10 protein-coding genes are annotated in these 14,227 nt (G+C 45.6%); 7 read left to right on the top strand and 3 right to left on the bottom strand.

All coding sequences use genetic code 11. The features are described 5' to 3' along the window. Positions 1-149 precede the first annotated feature (149 nt). The 5 genes from A1OO_RS08650 (at position 150) to A1OO_RS08630 (ending at position 6,728) form a co-directional block, all read left to right on the top strand. A complete protein-coding gene (locus A1OO_RS08650; RefSeq protein WP_016962098.1) occupies positions 150-563 on the top strand; it encodes an OsmC family peroxiredoxin in 414 nt (137 codons plus the stop codon). Between the two features lie 210 nt (positions 564-773). Continuing rightward, entirely contained in the window at positions 774-1,757 is a 984-nt protein-coding gene (locus A1OO_RS08645; protein ID WP_016962097.1) for a rhodanese-related sulfurtransferase, read from the top strand. Positions 1,758-2,555: 798 nt separating this feature from the next. Beyond that, the gene (locus A1OO_RS08640) at positions 2,556-4,721 is read left to right on the top strand and encodes a lipoxygenase family protein (RefSeq protein ID WP_017002732.1); all 2,166 of its coding nucleotides are present in this window, start codon (positions 2,556-2,558) and stop codon (positions 4,719-4,721) included. Between the two features lie 46 nt (positions 4,722-4,767). After that, a complete protein-coding gene (locus tag A1OO_RS08635) occupies positions 4,768-5,136 on the top strand; it encodes a hypothetical protein (protein ID WP_016962095.1) in 369 nt (122 codons plus the stop codon). Between the two features lie 332 nt (positions 5,137-5,468). Continuing rightward, on the top strand, positions 5,469-6,728 hold the full coding sequence (locus A1OO_RS08630; RefSeq protein ID WP_017002731.1) for an outer membrane protein transport protein: 1,260 nt from the start codon (positions 5,469-5,471) through the stop codon (positions 6,726-6,728). 282 nt (positions 6,729-7,010) lie between these two features. On the opposite strand, the gene A1OO_RS08625 is transcribed toward A1OO_RS08630, so the two are convergent. The 3 genes from A1OO_RS08625 to A1OO_RS08615 all read right to left on the bottom strand — a co-directional run bounded on the left by A1OO_RS08625 (position 7,011) and on the right by A1OO_RS08615 (position 11,395). Next, on the bottom strand, positions 7,011-8,591 hold the full coding sequence (locus tag A1OO_RS08625) for an AMP-binding protein (RefSeq protein ID WP_017002730.1): 1,581 nt from the start codon (positions 8,589-8,591) through the stop codon (positions 7,011-7,013). A 90-nt stretch (positions 8,592-8,681) separates the two neighbouring features. After that, positions 8,682-10,139, bottom strand: coding sequence for a coniferyl aldehyde dehydrogenase (locus A1OO_RS08620; protein WP_017002729.1), 1,458 nt, complete (start codon positions 10,137-10,139; stop codon positions 8,682-8,684). 194 nt (positions 10,140-10,333) lie between these two features. Next, positions 10,334-11,395: an AraC family transcriptional regulator gene (locus A1OO_RS08615; protein WP_017002728.1), complete on the bottom strand. Its 1,062-nt coding sequence runs from the start codon at positions 11,393-11,395 to the stop codon at positions 10,334-10,336. A 564-nt stretch (positions 11,396-11,959) separates the two neighbouring features. Between A1OO_RS08615 and A1OO_RS08610 the strand changes: the two genes are divergently transcribed. Beyond that, positions 11,960-13,564, top strand: coding sequence for an ABC-F family ATPase (locus A1OO_RS08610; protein ID WP_016962090.1), 1,605 nt, complete (start codon positions 11,960-11,962; stop codon positions 13,562-13,564). Positions 13,565-13,701: 137 nt separating this feature from the next. Then, the gene (locus A1OO_RS08605) at positions 13,702-14,109 is read left to right on the top strand and encodes a VF530 family DNA-binding protein (protein ID WP_017002727.1); all 408 of its coding nucleotides are present in this window, start codon (positions 13,702-13,704) and stop codon (positions 14,107-14,109) included. Positions 14,110-14,227 lie beyond the last annotated feature (118 nt).

Genomic DNA, 14,227 nt, shown 5'->3' with positions numbered 1-14,227 from the left:
ATACTTTGTCTTCGCTAAATATTTTGTTTCTTGCGTGAATCTTTGCCGATGGAAACAATAGATATGTTAACGAAAGCCAACGCAACGTGCCCCACCCTTCGTTAACAACTCAATAATGTCAGTTGAAACGATCATTCAAGGAGAAAAAGATGCCTACACAACATGCAAGCGCGGTTTGGGAAGGAACGCTGAAATCAGGCAAAGGCACTATGAAGTATGGGGACGTAACGGGCCCATTTACGTTTGCATCACGATTTGAAAATGGTGCAGGCACTAACCCAGAAGAACTCGTTGGCGCAGCGCATTCTGGATGTTATTCCATGTTTCTTTCAGCACTGCTTTCAGAGAAGCATTTTGACCCAACGATTAAAACATCGGCCAAAGTTCATTTAGGTGAAGATGACGGCCCAAAGATCACCTTGATTCAGCTTGAATCTAAGGTGTCAGCGGAAGGGCTCACAGACGAGATATTGCAAGAACTCGGTGCAATCGCAAAGCAAAAGTGTCCAATTTCACGACTGTTTACCGGCACTGAAATCACTCTGTCTTTATCTCTGATTTAGGACTGTCCTGCGTCATTTTCAAACAGGTATACGCCGGGCTTGTGCTCGGCGTTTTTTATATTTAGACGCCTATTGCAAACACAAATGCTGTTATGCCCTGTTAGTCGTTTTAGGCCACGCTTAATATCCCTACAATTTATACATGTTTGTTAACAATAACCTCGGCTACAATGCGTCTCAATTACCAAATAGTCACAGAAAGGAAACCTTGTGAGTCAGTTTGTTGTCTGCGCGTTATACAAGTTTGTTGAATTAAAAGATTACCAAGACCTTCAAGCGCCATTAACGGCGTTGATGGAAAAGCACCAAATACGAGGCACTTTACTGCTGGCACAAGAAGGGGTTAACGGCACGGTTGCTGCGCCTCGTGAAAGTATTGATATTTTCCTCGCTAACCTTAACGCAGACCCACGCCTTTCCGGTATCAATTTCAAAGAATCGTTCTCTGATGAGCAGCCTTTTAACCGCAGCAAAGTGAAATTGAAGAAAGAAATCGTCACCATGGGGATAGAAGGCATCGACCCCCGTCATGTGGTTGGCACTTACGTCAAACCAGCGGAATGGAACGCGCTGATCGCCGATCCTGAAGTATTTGTTGTTGATACGCGCAACGATTACGAGATTGAGCTAGGTACATTCGAAGGCGCAGTTAACCCACACACTGAAACCTTCCGTGAGTTTCCCGACTATGTTAAAGAGAACATGGATCCGAAGAAACACAAAAAAGTGGCCATGTTCTGTACCGGCGGTATTCGCTGCGAAAAATCAACAGCCTACATGAAAGAGCAAGGGTTTGACGAGGTCTATCACCTTGAAGGGGGTATTCTGAAATACCTTGAAGAAGTGCCAGAAGAAAACAGCCTTTGGAATGGTGATTGCTATGTTTTCGATGGTCGCGTTGCCGTTAATCATCAGTTAGAACAAAGCGACTATGAGCTTTGTAATGCGTGTCGCCTGCCAATCACGCAAGAAGACAAACAGAGTCCTCAGTTTGAACACGGCGTAAGCTGCCCGAAATGTTTTGGCACTCACACTGATGAACAAATAGCAGGGTTTAGAGAGCGAGAAAAACAAGTTCAACTCGCTAAACAACGCGGTGAAGTCCATGTCGGCGCTGACGCCATCAAGCATAAAAACTTAAAACGTGCACAAAAGTTATCGCTAAAAGAAAAGCAACGCTCGCGCCGTAAATAAAACGATTAAAAACACTGGCCGATCCCCTCGGCCAGTTTTGCTCTGTTAAGCTTTTGAGAATCACGCCCCCTCAGTCTCCATCACCTCAATTTTTACCGAACGATATGATTTGTTCCATACCTTACTTGGCATGATGTCTGTTTCCACTGCGCTGTATCAGCCAGATTTAGATATCTTTGCTCACTGTGAGCAAGGCGAGCGATAAAAAAGCGCGATAACATGCCATGCTCCCTGTCTTCGGCTTAAAAGCATTCCCAAGCAAATTCTTGATGAACAAAGCCACCCATCCTGCTTCGGTGTATATTTTTTTACCGTGACAGCTACTACGTTCAGCATAAACAACACACATCCATCGCTATTCGCCCAGCAAGTCACACACCCCACACTTAAATCTCATACGAAATGTAATCGATTAACCTGCCACTCTCATTATTGAGAAATGAAAATTGTAAAAAATATTTACACTCGATGTAGGTCAGGGAATTTCAGCAATCAATCAACGTTTCATTAATGTGCCTGTTAGGACAAGAGTTCTTCGTGTTTGGATAACAGGTATTTTCGTGACTGTTGTTAACGTGACATAGCGGCTTCTTAATTACATATCCACCAATAAGAAGCAGCCCCTCTGCGAATGTGCACCTGCGCAGTGGTTATTTGAGATAGACGCAATGACTGCATAACAACAGGTTGTGATTTTTTTCAGTCCAAACTGCGGTGATTGGCGAAACGACATCGTCACCATCTATTGCGATTGAAATCAATCAGTGACGTATCCACCAGCAATCAAGGGATGAAACAATGAGTGATGATAAAATAGCGGAGCTCAGAGCACTAATTAATGCACCAAGCCCAGAGTCCGACAGCAGCACCAGCAATTTGACCCGGTCTGCTCGATTTTTCAACAAACAGTGTTACGACGGCACAGATTTTGTGCAAGGAGGGCCGGAGGTTGGGCTTGGCGGGATCGAGAAATGGTTAGCGCCATACCCCATGGTTTCACTGCCGCAATATGATAGCGTTACGCTGAGTGAAAGGCAGCAAGCGCTTGAGCAAGCAAAAATAGATAACTTTTTTGAATACGCCAAGTTACCTGGCGCTGTTATACACGGAAACGTCACCACGACTGACGTACAAGATGCTAATGAGTGGCGTTACCGAGGTGGCTTAGAAGAAGCTGAGTATAACTTCGGTGTGAATGATGCTGACCCTGACTTTGCAGGCGTCCGACTGTTTGAAGGCACTATTGCCTATCTTGAAAAAAACTTTTTAACGATAGTGCTTTCTCCGGATATCGCGGCAAAGTTTATCAACCTCCTCACCGTTATCTATAGCTCTCTGGCCGATAACAGACCAGGGCGTATCACCTTTGAAATCATGGATCCTATTCTGCTGACTTTTCCGAGCAGAAAGTGCAACAACGTGGATGAATTGGATTTCTATCCCGACTTTTGTACCACGCACCCACAGTATGAGCAGCGGATTAATCAATGGCCAAAAGCGTCATATGACAATGATTTTCGTTCTGATGATGTTGTTGGATGGTTGATGACGGCAGCGCCTACGCCAGTGTTCAATTATCTGAAGCCTTACACACAACATCAGAGAAACTTTCCAGTTACGGACAAACATTTCAAACGCGTCGCGGGTTTTGAGTCTGATGATTTAGACCAAGCGATGGCAGAAGACCGACTGTTCATTTTGGATTTCAAAGATTTCCATGATGAAACCGTCGCGCCACGTAACTGGGATAATTCAGGTGCAAGGTTACATGCCGGTATTGCTTTGTTCGCTATCCCATCGAACGGAGGCACACTAAAAACAATTGCCATACAGCCAACTCAAACCCCTATCGGCCATTCATTTTGGGACAACTACAACTGGTTCTTCCTCAATATCTTTGGCTATGGCAATCAAAAATCCCCAGCATCAAGAATTATCACCCCAGCAGATAACTACTGGGCATGGCAAATGGCGAAGAACTGCATCACGACAATGACATCCATGGCCGCGGTGGTGGACCACTTGTCTACGCACGTTTACCTCGGTCCAATTCCTGTTGCCTATTTCCGAAACATCCCCAATCACCATCCTTTGCGTCCACTGCTGGACACGCACTTGATGGCGCTGGTAACCAATAACCATACAGGGATCTTTGAAGAGGTAGGTGTTCAAGTTATTGGCGAGGCCGACCCTTATGGCAACCCTTATAACGGTCTGTTGACTGGCGCTATTCAGCGTCTGTCTGGTTTCAGTAGCACCACATTTTTAAACGCCACTGTGCGAAGGAAAAACCATTACCACTTCTTCGAACACAGCACACCGTTTGATCGAATGGAAGATCCTGCGTTCTCTCAATTGGACGACTACCCACAACATGATGACAATCGTTTAATGCCCATCATCCATGAATGGGTCGATGGCTACCTTCGCTTGTATTACCACTCTGACCAAGATGTCCGTGATGACAATGAGGTTCAAGCTTTCCTTTATGAAACCACTCATGAAGGCAGAGTTCGCGGTTTCCCCGACAATGCAGATTCAATCGAAGAACTTGTCGATATTGTCGCAAGGATTGTTTACTGGATGTCCGTCAACCATGGTTTCACCAGTCTTGCATCGTTCATGAAGTTAGGCGCACTCGGTTTTTATCGTGGTCACCCTATAGAGCCGACTCACCCTTATTCAGAAAGAGATTGGCTCAACGTATGTCCACCAATGAATGTTGGCGCAGGGTTGTTCTTCTTTTCTCGTATCTTTACGGATCTGCCCGAAGACTGGCACCGCTCTTTGGGTAAATACCCCAAAGGCCAGTTCAAGCATGATTACAATGTCTATCCGTTACTCGATGTTTTCCAATCACAACTTCAGGATCTCGATGACGAAATACGTGCGAAGAACTCAGAACGCCGCTGGAGTTATGATTTGAGAATGCCTTCAACCATCACGGTCAGTCCTTGGAATTAATGACTTGGAACGACGGCTTTGACATTGAAGTTTTTGGAGACCCAATATGAAACAAATTGATTTAACACGAAGAGCAACGATGCGAACCCTTCTCATTGCAGGGGGATCTTGTCTGGCGCTGTCTCAAATCAACATTTGGAAGCAGCCAAAACGTGCATTAGCGTCAACGACAGACAATGCTAAATCGCTTGCTGCGGCTGAGGAGTTCGAATTATCGTCCCCTGAGCAAGACGTGTTCGTCGCAATAAAGAAAAACCTGACGTACTCAAAAACAGTAAAAGATGAACAGATAGCGGAATTTGCAAAAGGAATGGTTGAAACCAGCCCACCTGGCACTGATTTCAAAAAAGCCTTTGCTGGCTTGCAGCAAGAGTTCCAGTTGATGGAATATTTTATTCGCTATATCCATGCTTAATATTGGTTAGAACCAACATACAATGAGGCCATATCATCATGGCCTCATTTTTTTGCGCCGTTGAGCGATACCTTCGATCTCCCCGCTTTTTATGCTCCCCAATTAACGGTGTATGGTCTACGCAGCAAATTGCTAAGAAATCACGTCATATCATACCTTTTGGCACTATTTCGGCACTCTACACCTGCCGCTACAAAGGCATTCTTTGGTTGCTGATAGTCTTCTGGCACACCAAGACAAACCGATTATTCAGTTGGCACTTAACATCAATATGCACCTTTCTATAACACGGAAAGCATTTGCATTAACTAATCGAAACCATGGAGGTCAAAATGTTAATGTCACACTCCCCTAAAGTTAAGTTGTCACAAGCGGCACTGCTCGTTGCATCAATACTAAGTTTTGGTAATGCAAACGCAGCTGGCTATCAGATCGCCTTTGACTCTGTCAGCGGGCTAGGACGCGCGTACGCAGGTGAAGCGGCGATTGGCGACTCTGCGGCTGCCATGGGACGAAATCCAGCACTCATGGCCCTGTTTAAGCAGGCCGAAATTTCTGGCGCCATGATCTACTTCGATGCGGATATTGATGTCACAGGAAGTTCAGATGCGCTTTCATCCGATGACACGGTGCCCTCACAATTTGTGCCCTCCACCTACTATGTCCAACCTCTCAATGAACAACTGGCCTTCGGGCTTGGCTTTTACTCAAACTATGGGCTAGGAACTGATTTAAAAGATGATTTTGCCGCAGGTGACATTGGTGGCGACACCTCATTGCTGTCAGTAAATCTTAATCCTTCAATCTCTTACCGTATCAATCCTATGTTTAGTGTGGGTGCTGGTGTCAGCCTTATCTATGCAACCGGTGAAGTTAACCGCCATTACGGCGCAGTAAATCCTGTGTCTCCTTCAAGTAAAATTCTTAGTTGGGAAGCTGATGACTGGGCGTTAGGCTGGAATTTGGGTGCATTGGTTGAACTTGATGAGAACAATCGCTTTGGCTTGGCTTATCGCGCCGGTGTTGATCTGGAACTCGGTGGTGATTTCACTGACCATACCCCTGGCTTAGTCGCTATCCCCGGCGGAGGATCTGTAGACAGTCAATCAGACGTCCCCTTACCTGCTACCGTTGAATTTTCCGGCTTTCATCAACTGAACCATACATTCGCTGTGCACTACAGTGCGCTATGGACACAATGGAGTGACTACACCGAATTCAAAGCAACTGGCACGGGTTGTTCTGTTACTGGTGGCACCTGTTTTAACAAGCCAGAAACGTACGACGATAGCTGGCGCTGGTCCTTTGGTGCGACATATCAGCTCAATCAAGCAATCAAACTCAGAGCGGGTGTGGCATTAGATGAAAAGGCAGGCACGACGACATTAAGCATTCCCGATCAAGACGCCTTTTGGTATGCCGCTGGCCTAAATTACCAACACAGCGCTGAATGGTCTTTTGATCTTGGCCTTGCATATATGGATAGATCAAACGAAAGCTATACGGAAACGAGTTTGTTTGTGGGAGAGCAAGACTATCAAACCAAAGGTTACCTCGTGATCCTTGGGGCTCAAGCGAACTATCGTTTTTAATAGATGTTTTTGAATACGCTTTTTGTATAAGCACGTCCAAAAACACGTTACCACTTTGACTCAGCCCGGTTTACCGGGCTTTTTTATGTCGTTACGTTAACATATGGTTCTGATGTATGTGCCGCTGCACCGCTTTAAGAAACATAAACTCGGTACCCAATGTGCCACCTTCTATGGACTAAAACTATTCACAAAAAAAGCCCCAACAGGCTCATGCTGGGGCGTAAAACTGTTGCGATAGCAACAGTAAAGGACAAAGAAAGGATTTGCTGCGTTGGTTAATCAAAGCGCATTGGGTTTCACCCTCAGCTCACGTCGTAAAATCTTACCCACGGCTGATTTAGGCAGTTCGTTAACGACAGTGATCTTTTTTGGTATTTTGTAGGCAGTTAGATTCTCACGGCAGTATTGCTTGATCTCGCCAATATCAATGGATTCTTTTGCTGTGATATAGGCGTCGACGGCTTCGCCAGTGACCGGGTCTGGCACACCAACCACGGCAACTTCTATAACGTCAGGATGTGAACACAACACTTGTTCAACCTCGCTGGGGTAAACGTTAAAACCGGACACCAAAATCATGTCCTTGAGTCGGTCAACAATTTGAATGCAGCTATCATCCAAAATCATTCCCATATCTCCGGTTTTAAAGTAACCATCAGCGGTTAAAACCTCTGCGGTTTCTTCAGGGTTCTTCCAGTAGCCTTTCATCACCTGTGGGCCTTTTACAACGATTTGCCCCACATCTCCCTGCGGCACTGGCGAATCATTTACATCCCAGATCTCGACCTGTGTTCCAATCAGAGCCTGCCCCACTGTCCCATAATGCTCTTTACCGGGGTAATTGATGCTAATCACTGGCGATGTTTCAGACATGCCATAACCTTCGGTGATCTCCCCGCCCGTCGCCTCTTTCCACGCCATTCTGGCGCTATCGATAAGCGCGGTGCCACCCGATACCGTCATTTTCAAATGGGAAAAATCTAGATCACGAAAGCCCGCGTGCTGGCACAAACCAACGAACAACGTATTAATGCCAGCCATACCTGTAAATTTGTGGGGTTTAATCAAGGCAACGAAGCTATCCAAATCCCTTGGGTTTGGGATCAGGATGTTGGCATGCCCTTGAGAGAAAAACAGGATCAAATTCACCGCAAACGCGTAAATGTGATACAGCGGCAAGGGACAGACAAAGATCTCTTTACCCGGCTCAATCGTGGTAGATAACCTTTCAGACAATTGCATCGCATTGCTAAGTACAGAGTGATGGGTCAAGCAAGCGCCCTTTGCCCTTCCTGTGGTTCCCCCAGTGTATTGCAACATGCACACGGCATCGGGCGGAACGATAACAGGCATTAATGTTTCACCTTCACAGGCAGCCAAGGCGCTGTTTAAATCGGTCTGATTAATGTCTTTTTGGCATTCAATATTTGGTAACTCGCCTGCGGTGGTGTAAATCACCACCTCGATATCGGTTTGATCAATAATCCCCGAAAGCTTTTCTGCAAACGGAGAAAAAATCACAATGGCTTTGGCGCCTGAATCAGAAAATTGGTGCAGCATTTCTCGCTGTGTATATAAAGGATTGGTATTCACCAACACCAGGCCCGCTCGCAATGCTGCAAACGCGACAATAGGAAACTCAAGAATGTTAGGTAGCTGAATGGCAATGCGATCACCCGGTTGCAACGCGGTATGAGTTTGGAACCAGCACGCTAACGCTCTCGATCTCTCTTCCACATCACGATAGCTAAGTTGTGCGGGCCCACAATAGAACGCTGTTTTGTCACCGTACTCTTCACATGCCTGCACGATATAGCGCGCTAGGTTTTTACTGTTATTTTCACTGTCAGTTCGAAACACGGGGAATTCTCCTTTTCGTCAAACCAAACCCAAGCTAGGGCAACTGTCTCGCCAGAGGTCTCTCCCTAATCTAGCGAAGAGAGCATATGATTAGCGGACAAAAAACCGATAAAACCATTGATGCAGTCGCGTTCCATAGGGTGGAAATAGCATGTCAGCGAAGAACAGCCTACCGCGACTAAACACGGACTTCGCATGAGAGAAAGTTCGAAACCCTTCTACACCGTGATAGCTGCCTAAGCCTGAATCACCTGTTCCCCCAAAAGGTAGGTCATCCACCACCACATGAAATGCCGCATCATTGATACACACACCACCTGCATGGGTGTTGTTCAATACCGTATTCTGAAAGTGTTTGTCGAAACTTTGAATGTAGAGCCCCAGCGGGCGCGAGTTGGCATTTATACTATCAATCACTTGGCTCAAGTCGTCGTATCCAATAATGGGCAATATGGGCCCAAATATCTCTTCTTGCATCACTGTCATTGTTCGATCACTTCCAATGATCAAGGTCAACGGCATATAACATTCATCCTGGTCCGTGGGCACTTCCCCCAAAGGGATCACTTCCGCGCCGAGTGATTTGGCTTGCTCTAAATAGCCCACTAATCGGCCATGTTGCCGTCGATTGATAATGCGCGTTCGTTTTGAAAAGCCATCAAGTGACGGATACATCGATTCATGTCGCAACCGTATGGCAGCAACCAATTCATTCACCCGACTTTTAGGGCAGTACACATAATCTGGTGACACGCAGGTTTGACCTGCATTCATGGTTTTCCCATAGATAAAGCGCTTAACCGCTTCACCGAGCGGGATTTTGTCATCGATAATCACGGGTGATTTACCCCCCAATTCCAGTGTTACCGGAACTAAATTTTCAGCCGCCGCCCTCATGACATGTCGACCGACCTCCGTTGATCCTGTAAACAGAAGATGATCAAACGGTAAACCAGAAAAAGCCTGCGCCACTTCCGCTTCTCCCAAGGTAACGCCCACTTTGCTGGAATCAAAGATACCTGCTAATAACTTCACCAATACAGCATTGGTGTTTGGCGTGTATTCGGACATTTTAATCATGGCGCGATTACCCGCAGCCAGTGCCGCCACTAAAGGCCCGATGGTAAGAAACACCGGATAGTTCCAAGGCGCAATAATACCTACCACCCCTTTAGGTTGATAAACAACCTTCGCATGTGCCGGCTGAAACACGATGCCAACGGCACGTTTTTGTGGCTTCATCCATCGCTGTAAGTGCTTCAGTGTGTAATCCACAGAAGAAATAGAAGAGAAAATGTCACCCAACATGCTTTCATCATGACTGCGGTAACCAAAATCCGTTTCTAGCGCATTAAGCAAATCTTGTTTGTTTATCAAAATTGCCTGCTTAAGCTGTTTCAGCTCACGCACTCTCTGTTCGTAACGTGGAAAACGGTCTTTATCAAACGCCATTTTCTGGCGCTCAAACAAACTGACCATTTGCGTTTTTGCCGTTGCTACCAAACTTTCAGCTATCACGCTATCTGGGATTTGCTCTGCATTACTCATAGGAACTCCTTGTATTGGTACGGCAGTGCGCTTGGTTCCAATATGAAGTATTCGAGATCAGATCTGATTGTTAATTTGCGCCAAAGACTTATCCCACACGCGACGATGCAGAATTAAAACGATGATAGGAAATGTGAAAATAGAGGATCAAAGACCAGTCGACTTGGCTTTAAAGTGGGCGGGAGTGTGAGTCGTTAAGCTCTAGGATGGATGTGCTCGATCATTGAGTTTGTAGAAAGATAATTGTGACGATACTCCCCAGGTGCACACCCTTCCCAACGACGAAAAGCACGATTAAAGTTGGCCACATTGGAAAAACCAACCAAATAGCCAATCTCGCTGATACTCATGTGGGGTTGTTTAATGTAGCTCAGTGTTAATCGTTTACGGGTGTTATCCAGAATTTCTTTGTAGCAGGTGCCCTGTTCGCTCAGCTTGCGTTGCAAATTACGCAAACTCAACCCAAGTTGTTTCGCGACATCGGCTTGTGAAGGTGCGCCCATGGGTAATTCTTCTAGGATTTTACTTTCGATGAGGTAAGTCAGGTTTGTCTTATCCACTCGGCTCATGAACTTATTGAGTATTTCGATGTGCAACTGATTAATGGCGGGATTATTGCCAAATGCCCGCTCTTTGGCTTGCTCTAAATCAAGCACTACAGCATTGCGTTCGCAGCCGTATTCGATTGGGCAGTTGAAGAACTCAGAAACTACAGGGCAATCATCACTTGAACGCTCAAAGGTGCATTGGATCTTAATAGGGTCGATATCGCCACCTACCAAATCTCGCGATAGCTGCACAAGTGTCGCTAGAAATGACTCGATAAGGTCTGGAGATAGCACCAATCTACCGCTATCGGTATAGCGATATACGACGAGTTCAACGATAAGTTCATCGCCCGATTCGTAGGTGTCCATGTTGCTGCAATTCGATACAACTCGCTTGTACTGGCTCACACGTTCTAACGCTTCTTGCAAGCTGAACGCCGACTGCACGGCATAACCCAACGCGTGCAACGCCGAAGGGTGAAAAGAACGCGCCACTTCTATATTGAATTGACGGTTTCCCACACGCTTATTACAGAAGGTAAAAAGATTCCCTAGACTCTCGACACAAATCCGCCCTTCCGGATCGTTAACTTCTGCAGGGTCGATATCAAACATCTCCAATGTTTTCACTGGATCGAGATCTAGCGATTTCATTGCTCGAGTAACAGGGATAATCCAACCACTTAACGTAGAGTAATATGCATTCATTTGAGCCACTTCCAACTACAACACTCAAATTGTTGCAACAATGTTGCAGGATGTAAAGTTAACGAATGGAGGTTAAGCAAGTGTTGATTACGTTTAGATTAGCGCATGCTCTTTGCGAGTCCATTCGCTTAGCCGATCAAGTTGGCCGTCTATTTCTCGCAAATAAATATTTATAATTTCAGTGCTTTAATGTCACTTTGACATTGTTGAGATGAGCGCTTCATACCACGTCTATAAGACATCGATACGAGCTAGTACACAGTAGAACACCATTAAACCTTTAGAAAAAATGCGTCTTTTTTGATGCTTTGTGACTAAGGCAAAAGAAGGGCGTTTTCGTCAAACAGCATGCAGCCTACTTCAAATCTAGACACGCATAGCTAATAGACCATGCAACCGCCACAAACATAGTCTTAAATACCCATACGTGACTTAGCTCTCACATCTGTTATTTGTTAAATAAATCTGTATAATTCCCCGCCTATTCATTCGTGCTTTAATTTCTGTTGATTTGGCAACTCTCATTCAGCGATTAGCCAATCTTATATACCTAGGAATACTTCTTTGATCTCAACCGCTAACATCACCATGCAATTCGGCGCCGAGCCATTATTCGAAAACATTTCTGCTAAGTTCGGTAACGGTAATCGTTATGGCTTAATCGGAGCTAATGGATGTGGTAAATCAACGTTCATGAAGATTCTTAGCGGTGCGCTGACGCCAAGCTCGGGCAACGTATCAATCACCCCTGGGTTAAAGCTTGGCGTACTGAGCCAAGACCAATTTGCCTTTGAACAAAACAACGTTATCGACGTCGTGATCATGGGTGACCGCAAGCTATGGGAAGTTAAACAAGAGCGCGAGCGCATCTACTCACTGCCAGAAATGAGTGAAGAAGATGGTATGAAGGTCGCTGAGCTAGAAAGCGAATTCGCCGAAATGGGTGGCTACACCGCCGAAAGCCGCGCGGGTGACATCCTACTTCAAGCGGGCATCGAAGAAGAATTGCATTTTGGTCTGATGCAACACGTTGCGCCAGGCTGGAAACTGCGTGTGCTACTTGCACAAGCCTTGTTTGCCAACCCTGATATCTTGTTGCTAGATGAACCTACCAACAACTTGGATATTCACACCATTAACTGGCTTGCAGAAGAGTTGAACCAGCGTAAGTGTACGATGATCATCATCTCGCACGATCGCCACTTCTTGAACTCTGTATGTACCCACATGGCAGACATTGATTACGGTGAGCTACGTATTTACCCAGGTAACTACGAGTACTTCCTTGAGGCGTCTAGCTTGATCCGCGATCAGCTCTTATCAGGTAACGCGAAAAAAGCGGCTGAGATAAGTGAATTGCAGGACTTTGTTAACCGTTTTGGTGCGAACGCATCTAAAGCGAAACAAGCGAGTTCTCGTGCGAAGAAGATGGATAAAATTAAGTTAGACGACGTTAAGTCGTCTAGCCGCATGAGCCCGTCTATTAATTTTGGTGAAGGCAAGAAACTGCATCGTCAAGCCCTTGAACTGCAAAATCTAGGTCACTCTTTTGACGACGAGTTGCTGTTTGAAAACGGCAACTTGTTACTTGAAGCTGGTTCTCGTTTAGCCGTTATTGGCGAGAATGGCGTGGGTAAGACAACACTGTTGCGCTGCCTCGTGAACGAAATCGAACAAAACCACGGCATTGTTAAGTGGTCTGAAAACGCATCAGTTGGTTACTGCCCACAAGACAGCACTGCTGACTTCGACAACGATCTAAGCATCTTTGATTGGATCTCGCAGTGGCGCACAGTGAAACACGATGATTTGATGGTTCGCGGTATTTTAGGCCGTTTGCTGTTCACTGCCGATGATGTGAACAAGAAAGCGAAGAACTGTTCAGGTGGTGAAAAGAACCGTTTGTTGTTTGGTAAGTTAATGATGCAAGACATCAATGTGCTTGTCATGGACGAACCAACCAACCACATGGACATGGAAGCGATTGAAGCGCTAAACAATGCATTGAAAGTTTACGAAGGTACGCTTATTTTTGTTAGCCATGACCGTGAGTTTGTCTCGTCTCTTGCCACTTCTATTATCGAAGTGAAAGGCAAGACGCTGGTTAACTTCCAAGGCACTTATGATGAGTACCTCGATCACCAACAGAAATTGCTTCAAGTGGCATAACACCACAAACTGACAATGTACGACGCAAAAGTACAACGTAGAAACATGCGACATAAACTGTCGTTAGAATAAACACTTAGTGGCTTGGAGGGTGGATTAACTCACCATCCCAGCCACGAGTAATGGAGAAACTCTTCATGACTGAACAAGAAAGAATTGAACTGCAGCAAAACAACCCGCTGCATGGCCTAAAAATGGAAGACATGCTCACTCAGCTTGTTGATCATTACGGCTGGGAAATACTTGATACTGCAATGCGTTTGAACTGCTTTAATACCAAGCCAAGCATCGCTAGCAGCTTGAAATACTTAAAGAAAACGGAATGGGCGAGAGAGAAAGTAGAAAACTTTTACCTGTACCGTTTTAAACGCATGCCTAAAGCGTCTGAAGCTGAATTTGAGATGCCAGCTCGCTCACGTACCTTTGCACATGGTTTAAAGCCGAGAGAGCCGATGGAGCTGACAGTTGAGTCCATTTTGCTTTCCCAAGCAAAAGCTGCATCTGCGCATAAAGAAAGAACCGGCCGTCGTCCTAGTCGCCGTTAATATTTCAAAAAAAGCCAAACTTTATTGTGGGTTTGGCTTTCTTGTTACGTGTTGCCCTGCTCTGCCCTAGGTCATTGAGCCTAAGACGATATTTTTAGTGAACCTCTCATCTTTTTCA

This window comes from Enterovibrio norvegicus FF-33 (genome assembly GCF_000286835.2).
GTDB lineage: Bacteria > Pseudomonadota > Gammaproteobacteria > Enterobacterales > Vibrionaceae > Enterovibrio > Enterovibrio norvegicus_A.
Note: the sequence above shows the minus strand (reverse complement) of the source record. Positions and strands in the feature narration are given on the sequence as shown.

Bases quoted from the DNA above. Each gene is read 5' to 3' on its own strand.
- A1OO_RS08650 (WP_016962098.1), top strand. From the start codon at position 150: ATGCCTACACAACATGCAAGCGCGGTTTGGGAAGGAACGCTGAAATCA.
- A1OO_RS08640 (WP_017002732.1), top strand. From the start codon at position 2,556: ATGAGTGATGATAAAATAGCGGAGCTCAGAGCACTAATTAATGCACCA.
- A1OO_RS08635 (WP_016962095.1), top strand. From the start codon at position 4,768: ATGAAACAAATTGATTTAACACGAAGAGCAACGATGCGAACCCTTCTC.
- A1OO_RS08630 (WP_017002731.1), top strand. From the start codon at position 5,469: ATGTTAATGTCACACTCCCCTAAAGTTAAGTTGTCACAAGCGGCACTG.
- A1OO_RS08620 (WP_017002729.1), bottom strand. From the start codon at position 10,139: ATGAGTAATGCAGAGCAAATCCCAGATAGCGTGATAGCTGAAAGTTTG.
- A1OO_RS08615 (WP_017002728.1), bottom strand. From the start codon at position 11,395: ATGAATGCATATTACTCTACGTTAAGTGGTTGGATTATCCCTGTTACT.
- A1OO_RS08605 (WP_017002727.1), top strand. From the start codon at position 13,702: ATGACTGAACAAGAAAGAATTGAACTGCAGCAAAACAACCCGCTGCAT.